Origin of the sequence: uncultured Escherichia sp. (genome assembly GCF_948475835.1) — a bacterium.
In the GTDB taxonomy this organism is placed as follows: Bacteria; Pseudomonadota; Gammaproteobacteria; order Enterobacterales; family Enterobacteriaceae; genus ECMA0423.
In genome coordinates, this window is sequence record NZ_CAOLGM010000004.1 from 1 (window position 1) to 14,386 (window position 14,386).

18 protein-coding genes are annotated in these 14,386 nt (G+C 51.3%); 14 read left to right on the forward strand and 4 right to left on the reverse strand.

Going from position 1 to position 14,386, the window contains the following annotated elements; all coding sequences use genetic code 11:
- The first annotated feature begins 69 nt into the window (after window positions 1-69).
- The 7 genes from QZF50_RS01430 (at window position 70) to QZF50_RS01460 (ending at window position 5,837) form a co-directional block, all read left to right on the forward strand.
- Window positions 70-471: a DUF2170 family protein gene (locus tag QZF50_RS01430; protein WP_000220137.1), complete on the forward strand. Its 402-nt coding sequence runs from the start codon at window positions 70-72 to the stop codon at window positions 469-471.
- 18 nt (window positions 472-489) lie between these two features.
- Window positions 490-1,188 (forward strand): PspA/IM30 family protein, encoded by a 699-nt coding sequence (locus QZF50_RS01435; RefSeq protein WP_000511955.1) that lies wholly within the window; start codon window positions 490-492, stop codon window positions 1,186-1,188.
- Window positions 1,189-1,238: 50 nt separating this feature from the next.
- Entirely contained in the window at window positions 1,239-1,898 is a 660-nt protein-coding gene (locus tag QZF50_RS01440; RefSeq protein WP_000012553.1) for a YjfK family protein, read from the forward strand.
- Between the two features lie 17 nt (window positions 1,899-1,915).
- Window positions 1,916-2,314: a DUF350 domain-containing protein gene (locus tag QZF50_RS01445; protein ID WP_000547755.1), complete on the forward strand. Its 399-nt coding sequence runs from the start codon at window positions 1,916-1,918 to the stop codon at window positions 2,312-2,314.
- A 9-nt stretch (window positions 2,315-2,323) separates the two neighbouring features.
- Window positions 2,324-2,962, forward strand: coding sequence for a DUF1190 domain-containing protein (locus tag QZF50_RS01450; RefSeq protein ID WP_000101649.1), 639 nt, complete (start codon window positions 2,324-2,326; stop codon window positions 2,960-2,962).
- A gap of 2 nt (window positions 2,963-2,964) precedes the next feature.
- Window positions 2,965-4,128, forward strand: a complete 1,164-nt coding sequence (locus QZF50_RS01455) for a glutathionylspermidine synthase family protein (RefSeq protein WP_061892638.1) — start codon at window positions 2,965-2,967, stop codon at window positions 4,126-4,128.
- A gap of 83 nt (window positions 4,129-4,211) precedes the next feature.
- On the forward strand, window positions 4,212-5,837 hold the full coding sequence (locus tag QZF50_RS01460) for an isovaleryl-CoA dehydrogenase (RefSeq protein ID WP_001339483.1): 1,626 nt from the start codon (window positions 4,212-4,214) through the stop codon (window positions 5,835-5,837).
- 116 nt (window positions 5,838-5,953) lie between these two features.
- On the opposite strand, the gene yjfN is transcribed toward QZF50_RS01460, so the two are convergent.
- Window positions 5,954-6,229 carry a DUF1471 family protease activator YjfN gene (yjfN, locus tag QZF50_RS01465; protein ID WP_000811566.1) on the reverse strand — a complete coding sequence of 92 codons (276 nt, stop codon included), beginning with the start codon at window positions 6,227-6,229 and terminating at the stop codon, window positions 5,954-5,956.
- A 148-nt stretch (window positions 6,230-6,377) separates the two neighbouring features.
- The gene (gene bsmA / locus QZF50_RS01470) at window positions 6,378-6,707 is read right to left on the reverse strand and encodes a biofilm peroxide resistance protein BsmA (RefSeq protein WP_000254636.1); all 330 of its coding nucleotides are present in this window, start codon (window positions 6,705-6,707) and stop codon (window positions 6,378-6,380) included.
- A gap of 181 nt (window positions 6,708-6,888) precedes the next feature.
- Between bsmA and yjfP the strand changes: the two genes are divergently transcribed.
- Window positions 6,889-7,638, forward strand: coding sequence for an esterase (gene yjfP, locus QZF50_RS01475; protein ID WP_000569728.1), 750 nt, complete (start codon window positions 6,889-6,891; stop codon window positions 7,636-7,638).
- Here yjfP and ulaR read toward each other — a convergent pair.
- Together ulaR and ulaG are read right to left on the reverse strand one after the other, a co-directional pair.
- Window positions 7,635-8,390: an HTH-type transcriptional regulator UlaR gene (gene ulaR, locus QZF50_RS01480; RefSeq protein WP_000133631.1), complete on the reverse strand. Its 756-nt coding sequence runs from the start codon at window positions 8,388-8,390 to the stop codon at window positions 7,635-7,637. The two genes, yjfP and ulaR, sit on opposite strands and share 4 nt — an antisense overlap.
- A gap of 107 nt (window positions 8,391-8,497) precedes the next feature.
- Window positions 8,498-9,562, reverse strand: a complete 1,065-nt coding sequence (ulaG, locus tag QZF50_RS01485) for an L-ascorbate 6-phosphate lactonase (RefSeq protein ID WP_001295191.1) — start codon at window positions 9,560-9,562, stop codon at window positions 8,498-8,500.
- 354 nt (window positions 9,563-9,916) lie between these two features.
- Between ulaG and ulaA the strand changes: the two genes are divergently transcribed.
- The 6 genes from ulaA to ulaF are packed head-to-tail and all read left to right on the forward strand — an operon-like array spanning window position 9,917 to window position 14,323.
- The gene (gene ulaA / locus QZF50_RS01490) at window positions 9,917-11,314 is read left to right on the forward strand and encodes a PTS ascorbate transporter subunit IIC (protein WP_061892639.1); all 1,398 of its coding nucleotides are present in this window, start codon (window positions 9,917-9,919) and stop codon (window positions 11,312-11,314) included.
- Between the two features lie 15 nt (window positions 11,315-11,329).
- On the forward strand, window positions 11,330-11,635 hold the full coding sequence (gene ulaB / locus QZF50_RS01495) for a PTS ascorbate transporter subunit IIB (protein ID WP_000218360.1): 306 nt from the start codon (window positions 11,330-11,332) through the stop codon (window positions 11,633-11,635).
- Window positions 11,636-11,644: 9 nt separating this feature from the next.
- Window positions 11,645-12,109, forward strand: a complete 465-nt coding sequence (ulaC, locus tag QZF50_RS01500) for a PTS ascorbate transporter subunit IIA (protein WP_000776505.1) — start codon at window positions 11,645-11,647, stop codon at window positions 12,107-12,109.
- A gap of 13 nt (window positions 12,110-12,122) precedes the next feature.
- Window positions 12,123-12,773, forward strand: a complete 651-nt coding sequence (gene ulaD / locus QZF50_RS01505; RefSeq protein ID WP_000056749.1) for a 3-keto-L-gulonate-6-phosphate decarboxylase UlaD — start codon at window positions 12,123-12,125, stop codon at window positions 12,771-12,773.
- 9 nt (window positions 12,774-12,782) lie between these two features.
- Entirely contained in the window at window positions 12,783-13,637 is an 855-nt protein-coding gene (ulaE, locus tag QZF50_RS01510; RefSeq protein ID WP_000949539.1) for an L-ribulose-5-phosphate 3-epimerase UlaE, read from the forward strand.
- Window positions 13,637-14,323: an L-ribulose-5-phosphate 4-epimerase UlaF gene (ulaF, locus tag QZF50_RS01515; RefSeq protein ID WP_000916039.1), complete on the forward strand. Its 687-nt coding sequence runs from the start codon at window positions 13,637-13,639 to the stop codon at window positions 14,321-14,323. Before ulaE ends, ulaF begins: the two co-directional genes overlap by 1 nt.
- Window positions 14,324-14,386 lie beyond the last annotated feature (63 nt).

Sequence of the window (14,386 nt, forward strand, 5' to 3'; positions counted from 1 at the left end):
GGTAAGATAATTACGTACTGCAAATATTCATTTTATTAATATTTAAACTAAATCTATATGGAATAATATATGACATGGAATCCGTTGGCGCTGGCGACGGCGCTGCAAACTGTACCTGAACAAAATATTGATGTGACAAATAGCGAGAGCGCATTAATTATTAAAATGAATGATTATGGCGATTTGCAAATCAATATTCTTTTTACTTCCCGCCAAATGATTATCGAAACCTTTATTTGTCCGGTAAGTAGTATCAGCAATCCAGATGAATTTAATACCTTCTTATTAAGAAATCAGAAGATGATGCCGTTGTCATCGGTAGGAATCTCCAGCGTGCAACAGGAAGAGTATTACATTGTTTTCGGGGCGTTATCGCTTAAATCTTCTCTTGAAGATATCCTGCTTGAGATAACCTCGCTGGTAGATAACGCATTGGATCTGGCTGAAATTACAGAAGAATATTCACACTAATTACAAGGACGGGTATTTATGGGAATTTTAAAAAGTTTATTTACGCTGGGGAAATCGTTTATCTCCCAGGCGGAAGAATCCATTGAAGAAACCCAGGGCGTGCGCATGCTGGAACAGCATATTCGTGACGCTAAAGCTGAACTCGATAAAGCCGGAAAATCTCGCGTTGATCTGCTGGCGCGGGTGAAATTAAGTCACGATAAGCTGAAAGATTTACGTGAGCGCAAAGCCAGTCTGGAAGCCCGTGCGCTGGAAGCGTTAAGCAAGAACGTTAATCCGTCGTTGATTAACGAAGTTGCTGAAGAAATCGCGCGCCTTGAGAATCTCATTACCGCTGAAGAGCAAGTGTTGTCGAATCTGGAAGTCTCCCGTGATGGCGTGGAAAAAGCAGTTACAGCGACAGCGCAGCGTATCGCTCAGTTTGAGCAGCAAATGGAAGTCGTTAAAGCCACTGAAGCCATGCAGCGTGCACAACAGGCTGTAACAACCTCTACCGTTGGCGCATCTTCCAGCGTTTCGACAGCGGCAGAATCCTTAAAACGCCTGCAAACGCGTCAGGCCGAACGTCAGGCTCGCCTGGATGCTGCTGCACAGTTGGAAAAAGTCGCAGACGGTCGCGATCTTGATGAAAAGCTGGCGGAAGCCGGAATTGGCGGTAGCAATAAAAGTAGCGCCCAGGATGTATTAGCAAGACTGCAACGCCAACAGGGCGAGTAATTTTTTTGCCAGCCTCGCTAAAAGGCTGGCAACTATTTTAAGGATAAAATATGTCTGGTTTTTTCCAGCGTCTGTTTGGCAAGGATAATAAGCCTGCTATCGCTCGCGGTCCGCTGGGACTTCATCTCAATAGTGGCTTTACGCTCGACACGTTAGCGTTTCGTTTGCTGGAAGATGAATTGCTGATTGCGCTGCCGGGTGAGGAATTTACGGTAGCCGCTGTCAGCCACATCGATCTGGGCGGCGGTAGTCAGATTTTCCGCTACTACACTTCAGGCGATGAATTTCTGCAAATCAATACCACCGGCGGCGAAGATATTGATGACATTGATGATATCAAGCTCTTTGTCTATGAAGAGAGCTACGGTATCAGTAAAGAGAGTCACTGGCGCGAGGCGATCAACGCCAAAGTGATGGGGGCAATGATCTTAAACTGGCAGGAAAAACGCTGGCAGCGATTTTTTAACAGCGAAGAACCGGGAAATATCGAACCCGTCTACATGCTGGAAAAAGTAGAAAATCAAAACCATGCCAAATGGGAGGTCCATAATTTTACCATGGGCTACCAACGCCAAGTAACCGAAGATACTTACGAATATTTGCTGTTAAATGGTGAGGAATCTTTTAACGATCTCGGCGAGCCAGAGTGGTTATTTTCGCGCGCGTTGGGTGTCGATATCCCGCTGACATCACTTCATATTATTGGTTAATTACAAGGACGTTTACAATGCATATACTGGATTCACTTCTTGCCTTTAGTGCCTATTTTTTTATTGGCGTGGCTATGGTGATTATTTTTCTGTTTATCTACTCCAAAATTACACCGCACAACGAATGGCAATTAATCAAAAACAATAATACCGCGGCGTCACTGGCATTCAGCGGTACATTGTTCGGTTACGTGATCCCCTTATCCAGTGCGGCAATCAATGCGGTGAGTATTCCAGACTATTTCGCCTGGGGCGGGATTGCACTGGTGATTCAGTTACTCGTTTTTGCTGGTGTCAGACTTTATATGCCCGCATTAAGCGAAAAAATTATTAATCACAATACCGCAGCAGGAATGTTTATGGGAACCGCCGCACTGGCTGGTGGTATTTTTAACGCAGCTTGTATGACATGGTAATGGACGATCATGGCCAGAAAACGCAAATCAAGAAATAACAGTAAAATTGGTCACGGAGCGATCAGTCGCATTGGAAGACCGCATAATCCTTTTGAGCCGCGCCGCAATCGCTACGCACAAAAATACTTAACGTTGGTGCTAATGGGCGGTGCCGTTTTTTTAATAGTCAAAGGATGGAGTGAAAGTGGCGATGTCGATAACGACGGCGACGGAACGTTTTATTCGACAGTGCAGGATTGTATTGATGACGGTAATAATGCCGACATTTGCGCGCGTGGCTGGAACAACGCCAAAGCGGCATTTTATGCCGATGTTCCGAAGAATATGACTCAGCAGAACTGTCAGTCTAAGTACGAAAATTGCTACTACGACAATGTTGAACAGAGTTGGATCCCGGTCGTTTCTGGATTTTTGTTAAGCCGAGTTATTCGTAAAGATCGCGATGAGCCGTTCGTCTATAACAGCGGCGGATCCTCATTTGCTTCCCGCCCCGTCTGGCGCAACACTTCCGGTGATTACTCCTGGCGCTCCGGTTCTGGCAAAAAAGAGTCTTACTCTTCAGGCGGCTTTACCACCAAAAAAGCGTCAACCGTTTCGCGCGGCGGCTATGGTCGTTCTTCCAGCGCCCGTGGGCATTGGGGAGGCTAATCATGCTGAGACACAACGTTCCTGTGCGACGGGATCTGGACCAGATCGCCGCTAACAACGGTTTCGACTTTCATATCATCGACAATGAAATCTATTGGGACGAGAGTCGGGCTTACCGTTTTACTCTGCGCCAGATTGAAGAGCAGATCGAAAAACCGACTGCGGAACTGCATCAGATGTGCCTTGAGGTGGTGGATCGCGCGGTTAAAGACGAAGAGATCCTGACGCAACTGGCGATCCCGCCGTTGTACTGGGATGTGATCGCCGAAAGCTGGCGCGCACGCGATCCTTCGCTGTATGGCCGGATGGATTTTGCCTGGTGTGGCAATGCGGCGGTGAAGCTGCTGGAGTACAACGCCGATACGCCGACCTCGTTGTATGAGTCGGCTTATTTCCAGTGGTTGTGGCTGGAGGATGCCCGGCGCAGCGGCATTATTCCGCGTGATGCCGATCAGTACAATGCCATTCAGGAACGCCTGATTTCACGCTTTAGCGAGCTTTATAGCCGGGAGCCGTTTTATTTCTGCTGCTGTCAGGACACCGATGAAGACAGGACTACCGTGCTGTACTTGCAGGACTGCGCTCAGCAGGCAGGGCAGGAGTCGCGGTTTATCTACATTGAAGATCTCGGTTTGGGCGTCGGCGGTGTACTGACCGATCTTGATGATAATGTCATCCAGCGTGCATTTAAGCTGTATCCGCTGGAGTGGATGATGCGTGACGATAACGGTCCGCTGCTGTGCAAGCGTCGCGAGCAATGGGTGGAGCCGTTATGGAAAAGTATCTTGAGTAATAAAGGGCTAATGCCGCTGCTTTGGCGCTTCTTCCCTGGTCATCCTAACCTTCTTGCATCCTGGTTTGAGGGTGAAAAATCGCAGATTGCCGCTGGCGAAAGCTATGTGCGTAAACCGATCTACTCGCGCGAAGGCGGAAACGTCACCATTTTCGACGGTCAGAATAACGTCGTTGACCACGCTGATGGTGATTACGCCGATGAACCGATGATCTACCAGGCGTTTCAACCTCTGCCGCGATTTGGCGATAGCTACACACTCATCGGTAGCTGGATTGTCGATGATGAAGCGTGCGGAATGGGGATCCGTGAAGATAACACACTGATCACCAAAGACACCTCACGTTTCGTTCCGCATTACATTGCTGGATAAGAATGTTTTAGCAATCTCTTTCTGTCATGAATCCATGGCAGTGACCATACTAATGGTGACTGCCATTGATGGAGGGAGACACAGTGCACTGGCAAACTCACACCGTTTTTAATCAACCTATACCATTAAATAACAGCAACTTATACCTGTCTGATGGCGCGCTCTGCGAAGCGGTAACGCGTGAAGGTGCTGGCTGGGATAGCGATTTTCTAGCCAGTATTGGTCAGCAGTTAGGAACGGCTGAATCCCTTGAACTGGGGCGGCTGGCGAATGTGAATCCGCCTGAATTATTGCGCTACGATGCGCAAGGACGCCGTCTGGACGATGTGCGTTTTCACCCCGCCTGGCACCTGCTGATGCAGGCGCTATGTACCAATCGGGTGCACAATCTTGCCTGGGAAGAAGACGCTCGCTCCGGCGCATTTGTGGCGCGCGCGGCGCGTTTTATGTTGCACGCACAGGTTGAGGCAGGGTCGTTATGTCCGATAACCATGACCTTTGCCGCCACGCCATTGCTGTTACAGATGTTACCCGCGCCGTTTCAGGACTGGACCACGCCGCTGCTGAGCGATCGCTACGATTCTCACTTATTGCCAGGTGGGCAAAAACGCGGTTTGTTGATTGGCATGGGAATGACGGAAAAGCAGGGCGGTTCCGATGTCATGAGCAACACCACCCGCGCAGAGCGCCTGGAAGATGGCTCTTATCGGCTGGTGGGGCATAAATGGTTTTTCTCGGTGCCGCAAAGCGATGCGCATCTGGTGCTGGCGCAGACTACGGGCGGTTTGTCCTGCTTTTTTGTGCCGCGCTTTTTGCCTGACGGGCAACGCAACGCGATTCGCCTCGAGCGGCTGAAAGATAAGCTGGGTAACCGCTCTAACGCCAGCTGCGAAGTGGAGTTTCAGGATGCCATTGGCTGGTTGTTGGGGCAGGAAGGGGAAGGAATTCGTCTGATCCTGAAAATGGGTGGGATGACGCGTTTTGATTGCGCCCTGGGTAGCCATGCCATGATGCGCCGTGCATTTTCGCTGGCGATTTATCATGCACATCAACGCCATGTTTTTGGTAATCCATTGATCCAACAGCCCCTTATGCGTCATGTCTTAAGTCGCATGGCACTTCAGCTTGAAGGGCAAACGGCGTTGCTGTTTCGTCTTGCGCGAGCGTGGGACCGGCGTGCCGATGCCAAAGAAGCCCTGTGGGCGCGTTTATTTACGCCTGCGGCAAAATTTGTGATCTGCAAAAGAGGTATGCCGTTTGTGGCCGAAGCGATGGAGGTGCTGGGCGGCATTGGTTATTGCGAGGAGAGCGAGCTGCCGCGGCTTTACCGGGAGATGCCGGTAAACAGTATTTGGGAAGGTTCCGGCAATATTATGTGCCTGGATGTGCTGCGCGTTCTCAATAAGCAAGCGGGCGTATACGACTTATTGTCGGAAGCGTTTGTGGAAGTGAAAGGGCAGGATCGCTATTTTGATCGCGCGGTTCGTCGTTTACAGCAGCAGCTGCGTAAGCCAGCTGAAGAACTGAGGCGAGAGATTACTCATCAGCTATTCCTGCTGGGCTGCGGTGCGCAAATGTTGAAATATGCTTCTCCGCCAATGGCGCAGGCGTGGTGTCAGGTGATGTTAGATACGCGCGGCGGCGTACGGTTGTCAGAGCAGATCCAGAATGATTTATTGCTGCGGGCGACGGGGGGAGTGTGTGTGTAAGCGTATACGACTGATGCGACGCTGGTTTCGATTAACTAAATGAAATATGTGAAAATTGTAGGCCGGACAAGGCGCTCGCGCCGCATCCGGCATTGTTCATTTGCTGTAGATGACACTCATGCATACAGTATCGCCTGTACGCGCCAGTTATCAGGCTGCTGGTCTTCGTACATGGTAATAATGCGGTACCATGACGCACCTTGTTCATCGGCCTTTAACGCCACGATACGTTCCACGTCCTGCGGATCCCCTGAAATATTGCTAACTGAGATCTGACCTATTTCATTCAGGCCCGTCACGCAGTCAGCACTGGCGAATTCTGCAGACTGTGCCGTGGCGCTCGCAGGATAAGTCACTAATTGCAGCGAGGGTGAGGCAAGTAATTGTTTCATCGTCAGCTCCATTTTTCGTTTCCCCACATGTTGCAGGGCATTCCATCGCGGTAATAAACGCCCAGGCTTCCAGCCGGTAATTTATTGTGCACAGGTAAACGCATAGGGACGCAAAGCAATGTAAAGCTGACTATGTAAGTTGTCTGATTTATTTACGGTACAAAATGGCTTGTGAATACCACTGTCCTGTCACGATGGTTTCGTCCACCATGACGACAACGTAATAATCAGCTTTTGCAGCGACAGCTTTCGCTCTGATTTCTGCTAATGCGTCATCCGGAGAACCCCGAACCATCGTGCTTACGCTGCCTATTCGCTGTAACCCTTGCGTCTGGTCGCGGCGAATCTCTTGCGGATGGTCCGTTACTGGCGGTGCTGGCTGTGGCGTACCTTGCAGTGCGCTACAGGCACTTAACATCAACACCAATAATAAACTGGCAAACCGGTAAATAACGCTATTACGTTTCCTGCTAACCATAGTGTAGTGCCTTATTAATTTAACTTTGGGGGAATGTTCCCGAATTGTTACCTGGTACGCGATTTTCGAATGAAAACGTGACGAAAGCGTAACCCACATCTCAACATTATGAACTAATACCGCCAGCAGAAACTTGTGCTAAGGATTTCTTCATGTCATACCAGACAAAAAGGAGAGACAGATGATTGAAATAGAATCACGCGAGCTGGCAGATATTCCCGTTCTTCATGCTTATCCTGTCGGGCAAAAAGATACCCCGTTACCGTGCGTAATTTTTTATCACGGCTTTACTTCATCCAGCCTGGTGTATAGCTATTTTGCCGTTGCGCTGGCGCAGGCTGGTTTGCGGGTGATCATGCCGGATGCGCCCGATCACGGTAGCCGTTTTAGTAGCGACGAAGCGCGGCGGTTAAATCAATTCTGGCAAATCTTGCTACAAAGTATGCAGGAATTCACTACTTTACGTGCGGCAATAGCCGAAGAAAACTGGCTGCTTGATGACCGTCTGGCAGTCGGTGGCGCGTCGATGGGCGCGATGACGGCACTGGGAATTACCGCTCGCCACCCCACGGTGAAATGTACCGCCAGCATGATGGGATCGGGCTATTTTACATCGCTCGCCCGTTCACTGTTTCCACCGCTGATACCTGAAACGGCAGCACAGCAGAATGAATTCAATAACATTATCGCGCCGCTGGCAGAGTGGGAAGCGACAAACCACCTGGAACAACTTGGGGACAGACCTCTACTGCTGTGGCATGGCCTCGACGATGACGTTGTGCCTGCCGACGAATCACTACGTTTGCAGCAGGCCTTAAGCGAGACGGGACGGGATAAACTGCTAACCTGTTCATGGCAGCCAGGCGTGCGTCACCGCATTACGCCTGAGGCGTTAGATGCTGCCGTGACATTTTTCCGCCAGCATCTTTAAACACGCAGAATGCTGACCCCTTGCGCTTCCAGTTGTTGCAGGATTTCCGGGTTAGCATTTTTGCCGGTGATCAGCATATCGATTTGATCGGCACGGCTAAAAAGCATTCCCGCGCGTTCGCCAATCTTACTGCTATCAACCAGTACCACCAGTTTCCCTACCACGCTCAGCATCTTCTGCTCTGCCATTGCTGTCAGCATATCGGTTTTATACAACCCTTCTGCGGTCAGCCCTTTTCCGCTGGTAAACATCCAGTGCCCGGCATAGAGACTGTTTTCGCTGCCCTGCGGGCTTAAAGTGATGGACTGACTTTTGTTGTACTGTCCACCCATAATGATCACGCTGTCATGTTCTTGATCGATCAGGTAATTTGCCAGCGGTAGATAATTAGTGATGATTTGCACTGGCTTGCCACACATTTCCCGCCCAAGCAGAAACGCGGTGGAGCCGCAGTTGATGACTACGCTTTCGCCCGGATTAACCAGCTGCGAGGCTGCTTTAGCGATACGTACTTTTTCATCGTGATTCTGCGCCTGATGCAGATTCATCGGCGTCCAGCGCGGGCGCTGCTGGGTAATAGCTTCTGCGCCATTGCGCACCTTTTTCAGTTTGCCGCTTTCGTCAAGTTTATTGATATCGCGTCGCGCAGTGGCAGGCGAAATTCCCAGACGCTCAACGACTTTCTCAACGGTCACAAAGCCCAATTGTGCGAGCATTTCCAGGAGGATTTGATGTCTTTGTGCTTCAGTCATGAGCTACTCCGATAAAATTTGATTTTTTTAGATGATATTTGAAATAGCCAGGAAATACTACGCCGGATAGCGCGAACTTCTCCACGCTATCCGGTATAAACGACAGATTACAGGAATGACTTGAACGGCAGATCCGGTTCAATAGTGAAGCAATCATCGAAACCGCGCGGATAGTGGTACTCGAAGTTGTCTTTATCCAGCGGCCAGGTAAATTTGCCGCCAACCTGCCAGATAAACGGCTTGAAGCCATACTTCAGACGATCTTTTTTCATCTCCCACAGCACGCGGATCTCTTGCGGATCGGCCTGGAAGTTTGACCAGATGTCGTGGTGGAACGGGATAACCACTTTCGCATTCAGGGCTTCACCCATACGCAGCATATCGGCGCTGGTCATTTTGTCGGTAATACCGCGCGGGTTCTCACCATACGATCCTAACGCCACATCGATCTGATGTTCGTTACCGTGCTTCGCATAATAGTTAGAGTAGTGGGAGTCGCCGCTGTGATACAGGGAGCCGCCAGGCGTTTTGAACAGGTAGTTCACCGCGCGATCGTCCATGCCATCTGGCAGTACGCCAGCCGCTTTTTGATCGGCAGGCAGGGTGATCAGTGCAGTACGGTCGAAAGCATCAAGCGCATGAATTTCAATGTCTTTCACTTTTACTACATCGCCCGGTTTGACCACGATGCAACGCTCTTTCGGTACGCCCCAGCCAATCCACAAATCCACACAGGTTTTCGGTCCGATAAACGGTACGTCATCAGCACAGTTCTGCATCACGGCAGCAGCGACGTTAACGTCGATATGATCGTTGTGATCGTGAGTCGCCAGTACCGCGTCGATCTGGCGAATCGCAAACGGATCAAGAACAAACGGGGTGGTGCGCAGGTTTGGCTGCAGTTTTTTCACGCCAGCCATGCGCTGCATTTGGTGACCCTGTTTCATTAACGGGTTACCGTGACTTTGTTTGCCAGTGCCGCACCAGAAATCAACGCAAACGTTGGTGCCACCTTCCGATTTTAACCAGATCCCGGTGCAGCCAAGCCACCACATCGCAAATGTGCCAGGAGCGACCTGTTCTTGTTCAATTTCTTCATTCAACCAGCTACCCCACTCCGGGAAAGTGCTCAGGATCCAGGATTCACGGGTGATACTTTTCACTTTACTCATCGCCATTTACCTTCATGATAGTTCAATTCGAATCAATATGTGATTGGTTTTGATTAATCCTGACACTATTTTTTCAGGAAGGCAATGACCATTTTTTGACTTTTTGCCAGGGAAGTTGTTGTTGATTTTGAGTGTGGAAAGATTTAATGGAATGTGTAGTTAAATTAACCAAATGAATTTAAATAAATAATTGTTTCGTTGTGTGAATCCCACTCTATCCGTGTGGAATTATTTGCGGGTCGCGTCACATTTAATCATAAATAATCTTGTTGTGATTACTTTTGAAAATTAGAGTGAGTGCACAACATTCCGGGTGTGCGGAATACCCGGTTACCTCTTCTTCAGGAGATCGTTATGGAGATCCTCTACAACATCTTTACCGTGTTTTTTAACCAGGTCATGACCAATGCCCCGTTGTTGCTGGGTATTGTGACCTGTCTGGGCTACATCCTACTGCGCAAAAGTGTCAGCGTTATTATTAAAGGCACGATTAAAACCATAATTGGTTTCATGTTGTTGCAGGCAGGGTCCGGCATCCTCACCAGCACCTTCAAACCGGTGGTGGCGAAAATGTCCGAAGTCTACGGCATTAACGGCGCAATTTCCGATACTTACGCGTCGATGATGGCAACCATCGACCGCATGGGCGATGCCTATAGCTGGGTAGGTTACGCGGTGTTGTTAGCGCTGGTGCTGAACATCTGTTACGTGCTGCTGCGTCGCATTACCGGTATTCGTACCATCATGCTGACTGGTCATATCATGTTCCAGCAGGCGGGGCTGATTGCCGTTACGTTGTTTATTTTCGGCTACTCCATGTGGACAACCATTATCTGCACGGCGATTCTGGTTTCGCTCTACTGGGGCATTACCTCCAACATGATGTACAAGCCGACTCAGGAAGTGACGGACGGCTGCGGTTTCTCCATCGGTCACCAGCAACAGTTTGCATCATGGATTGCCTATAAAGTTGCGCCGTTCCTCGGCAAAAAAGAGGAAAGCGTTGAAGACCTCAAACTGCCAGGCTGGCTGAATATTTTCCACGACAACATCGTCTCCACGGCGATTGTGATGACCATCTTCTTTGGTGCCATTCTGCTCTCCTTCGGTATCGACACCGTGCAGGCGATGGCAGGCAAAGTGAACTGGACGGTGTACATCCTGCAAACTGGTTTCTCCTTCGCGGTGGCGATCTTCATCATCACTCAGGGCGTGCGCATGTTTGTGGCGGAACTCTCTGAAGCATTTAACGGTATCTCCCAGCGCCTGATCCCTGGTGCGGTTCTGGCGATTGACTGTGCGGCTATCTATAGCTTCGCGCCGAACGCCGTGGTTTGGGGCTTTATGTGGGGCACCATCGGTCAGCTGATTGCGGTTGGCATCCTGGTCGCCTGCGGTTCCTCGATCCTGATTATTCCCGGCTTTATCCCGATGTTCTTCTCCAACGCCACCATCGGCGTGTTCGCTAACCACTTCGGCGGCTGGCGTGCGGCGCTGAAGATTTGTCTGGTGATGGGGATGATCGAAATCTTTGGTTGCGTCTGGGCGGTGAAACTCACCGGTATGAGCGCCTGGATGGGCATGGCGGACTGGTCGATTCTGGCACCGCCGATGATGCAGGGCTTCTTCTCCATCGGTATCGCCTTTATGGCCGTCATCATTGTAATTGCACTGGCTTATATGTTCTTCGCTGGCCGCGCACTGCGCGCAGAAGAAGATGCAGAAAAACAACTGGCAGAACAGTCTGCTTAATAAGGAGTTTTGATTATGACCGTACGTATTCTGGCTGTGTGTGGCAACGGACAAGGCAGTTCCATGATCATGAAGATGAAAGTGGACCAGTTTTTAACCCAATCAAACATTGACCACACGGTAAATAGCTGCGCGGTTGGCGAATACAAAAGCGAGTTGAGCGGCGCGGATATCATCATCGCTTCTACGCACATTGCGGGCGAAATCACCGTGACCGGCAACAAATACGTGGTTGGCGTGCGCAACATGCTCTCTCCTGCCGATTTTGGCCCGAAACTGCTGGAAGTGATCAAAGCGCATTTCCCGCAGGATGTGAAGTAAGGACGCGCCATGAAATTACGTGATTCGCTGGCGGAGAATAAATCCATCCGCCTGCAGGCTGAAGCTGAGACATGGCAGGACGCAGTAAAAATCGGCGTTGACCTGCTGGTGGCGGCGGATGTTGTCGAGCCGCGTTACTACCAGGCGATTCTGGATGCGGTTGAACAGCATGGTCCGTACTTTGTGCTCGCACCAGGCCTGGCAATGCCGCACGGTCGCCCGGAAGAGGGCGTTAAGAAAACCGGTTTTGCGCTGGTGACGCTGAAAAAGCCGCTGGAGTTCAACCACGAAGATAACGATCCGGTGGATATCCTCATCACCATGGCGGCGGTCGATGCCAACACTCACCAGGAAGTGGGCATCATGCAGATCGTCAATCTGTTTGAAGATGAAGAGAATTTCGACCGTTTACGTGCCTGCCGTACCGAGCAGGAAGTACTGGATCTCATTGACCGCACCAACGCGGCAGCTTAAGAAGGAATTGAAGATGTCATTACCGATGTTGCAAGTCGCGCTGGACAACCAGACTATGGATAGCGCCTACGAAACCACTCGCCTGATTGCCGAAGAAGTCGACATTATCGAAGTGGGCACCATTCTGTGCGTGGGCGAAGGCGTGCGTGCGGTTCGTGACCTGAAAGCGCTCTACCCGCACAAAATCGTACTGGCAGACGCCAAAATTGCCGATGCGGGCAAAATCCTTTCGCGTATGTGCTTCGAAGCCAACGCTGACTGGGTGACCGTAATTTGCTGTGCGGATATCAACACCGCCAAAGGTGCGCTGGACGTGGCAAAAGAGTTTAACGGCGACGTGCAGATCGAACTGACCGGTTACTGGACCTGGGAACAGGCGCAGCAGTGGCGTGACGCAGGCATTGGGCAGGTGGTTTATCACCGCAGCCGTGACGCGCAGGCCGCAGGCGTGGCGTGGGGCGAAGCGGACATTACCGCGATCAAACGTCTTTCCGATATGGGCTTCAAAGTCACCGTCACCGGTGGCCTGGCGCTGGAAGATCTGCCGCTGTTCAAAGGTATTCCGATTCATGTGTTTATCGCTGGTCGCAGCATCCGTGATGCCGCTTCTCCGGTTGAAGCTGCACGTCAGTTCAAACGTTCCATCGCCGAACTGTGGGGCTAAGGAGCGGATATGTTGTCCAAACAAATCCCGCTTGGCATCTATGAAAAAGCGCTCCCCGCCGGGGAGTGCTGGCTGGAACGCCTGCGACTGGCAAAAACGTTGGGCTTCGATTTTGTCGAGATGTCGGTAGATGAAACTGACGAGCGCCTGTCGCGCCTCGACTGGAGCCGCGAGCAGCGTCTGGCGCTGGTGAATGCGATTGTTGAAACCGGCGTGCGTGTGCCGTCCATGTGCCTTTCTGCCCATCGTCGTTTCCCGTTGGGCAGCGAAGATGACGCGGTGCGGGCGCAGGGGCTGGAGATTATGCGTAAAGCCATCCAGTTCGCCCAGGACGTTGGCATTCGCGTGATCCAGCTGGCGGGCTATGACGTTTACTATCAGGAAGCCAATAACGAAACGCGTCGTCGTTTCCGTGACGGCCTGAAAGAGAGCGTTGAGATGGCGAGCCGCGCGCAGGTGACGCTGGCGATGGAGATCATGGATTATCCGTTGATGAACTCCATCAGCAAGGCGCTGGGCTACGCGCACTATCTCAACAATCCGTGGTTCCAGCTCTACCCGGATATCGGCAACCTGTCGGCGTGGGACAACGATGTGCAGATGGAGTTGCAGGCCGGAATCGGGCATATCGTCGCGGTACATGTGAAAGACACCAAACCTGGCGTCTTCAAAAACGTGCCGTTTGGCGAAGGTGTAGTGGATTTCGAACGTTGTTTCGAAACGCTCAAACAGAGTGGCTATTGCGGGCCGTACCTGATTGAGATGTGGAGCGAAACGGCGGAAGACCCGGCGGCAGAAGTGGCGAAAGCGCGCGATTGGGTGAAAGCGCGCATGGCCAAAGCAGGCATGGTGGAGGCGGCATAATGCTAAAGCTAAAACAGCAGGTGTTTGAAGCCAACATGGATCTGCCGCGCTATGGGCTGGTGACCTTTACCTGGGGCAACGTCAGCGCTATCGACCGCGAACGCGGGCTGGTGGTGATCAAGCCCAGCGGCGTTGCCTACGAAACCATGAAAGCAGACGATATGGTGGTGGTCGATATGAGCGGTAAGGTGGTGGAAGGGGAATATCGTCCGTCTTCCGACACCGCGACGCATCTTGAACTCTACCGTCGTTACCCGTCGCTTGGCGGCATTGTCCATACCCACTCCACTCATGCCACCGCATGGGCGCAGGCGGGGCTGGCGATCCCGGCGTTAGGCACCACGCACGCCGACTACTTCTTTGGCGACATTCCGTGTACGCGCGGGTTAAGCGAAGAAGAGGTGCAGGGCGAGTATGAACTGAACACCGGCAAAGTGATTATCGAAACGCTGGGCAACGCCGAGCCGCTGCATACGCCGGGAATTGTGGTGTATCAGCACGGGCCGTTCGCCTGGGGGAAAGATGCTCACGATGCGGTGCATAACGCGGTGGTGATGGAAGAAGTGGCGAAAATGGCGTGGATTGCCCGCGGCATTAACCCACAACTGAATCACATCGACAGCTTCCTCATGAATAAACACTTCATGCGTAAGCACGGTCCTAACGCCTATTACGGGCAGAAGTAAGCAGTGCGCCCCGGAATTATTACCTCCTGCGGGATGTAATTGGTCTGATTCCGGGGCCTCTCC

Bases quoted from the DNA above. Each gene is read 5' to 3' on its own strand.
- QZF50_RS01455 (WP_061892638.1), top strand. From the start codon at position 2,965: ATGCTGAGACACAACGTTCCTGTGCGACGGGATCTGGACCAGATCGCC.
- QZF50_RS01440 (WP_000012553.1), top strand. From the start codon at position 1,239: ATGTCTGGTTTTTTCCAGCGTCTGTTTGGCAAGGATAATAAGCCTGCT.
- QZF50_RS01445 (WP_000547755.1), top strand. From the start codon at position 1,916: ATGCATATACTGGATTCACTTCTTGCCTTTAGTGCCTATTTTTTTATT.
- ulaG (WP_001295191.1), bottom strand. From the start codon at position 9,562: ATGAGTAAAGTGAAAAGTATCACCCGTGAATCCTGGATCCTGAGCACT.
- ulaR (WP_000133631.1), bottom strand. From the start codon at position 8,390: ATGACTGAAGCACAAAGACATCAAATCCTCCTGGAAATGCTCGCACAA.
- bsmA (WP_000254636.1), bottom strand. From the start codon at position 6,707: ATGGTTAGCAGGAAACGTAATAGCGTTATTTACCGGTTTGCCAGTTTA.
- QZF50_RS01450 (WP_000101649.1), top strand. From the start codon at position 2,324: ATGGCCAGAAAACGCAAATCAAGAAATAACAGTAAAATTGGTCACGGA.
- yjfN (WP_000811566.1), bottom strand. From the start codon at position 6,229: ATGAAACAATTACTTGCCTCACCCTCGCTGCAATTAGTGACTTATCCT.
- ulaE (WP_000949539.1), top strand. From the start codon at position 12,783: ATGTTGTCCAAACAAATCCCGCTTGGCATCTATGAAAAAGCGCTCCCC.
- yjfP (WP_000569728.1), top strand. From the start codon at position 6,889: ATGATTGAAATAGAATCACGCGAGCTGGCAGATATTCCCGTTCTTCAT.
- ulaB (WP_000218360.1), top strand. From the start codon at position 11,330: ATGACCGTACGTATTCTGGCTGTGTGTGGCAACGGACAAGGCAGTTCC.
- ulaC (WP_000776505.1), top strand. From the start codon at position 11,645: ATGAAATTACGTGATTCGCTGGCGGAGAATAAATCCATCCGCCTGCAG.
- ulaF (WP_000916039.1), top strand. From the start codon at position 13,637: ATGCTAAAGCTAAAACAGCAGGTGTTTGAAGCCAACATGGATCTGCCG.
- ulaD (WP_000056749.1), top strand. From the start codon at position 12,123: ATGTCATTACCGATGTTGCAAGTCGCGCTGGACAACCAGACTATGGAT.
- QZF50_RS01435 (WP_000511955.1), top strand. From the start codon at position 490: ATGGGAATTTTAAAAAGTTTATTTACGCTGGGGAAATCGTTTATCTCC.
- ulaA (WP_061892639.1), top strand. From the start codon at position 9,917: ATGGAGATCCTCTACAACATCTTTACCGTGTTTTTTAACCAGGTCATG.
- QZF50_RS01430 (WP_000220137.1), top strand. From the start codon at position 70: ATGACATGGAATCCGTTGGCGCTGGCGACGGCGCTGCAAACTGTACCT.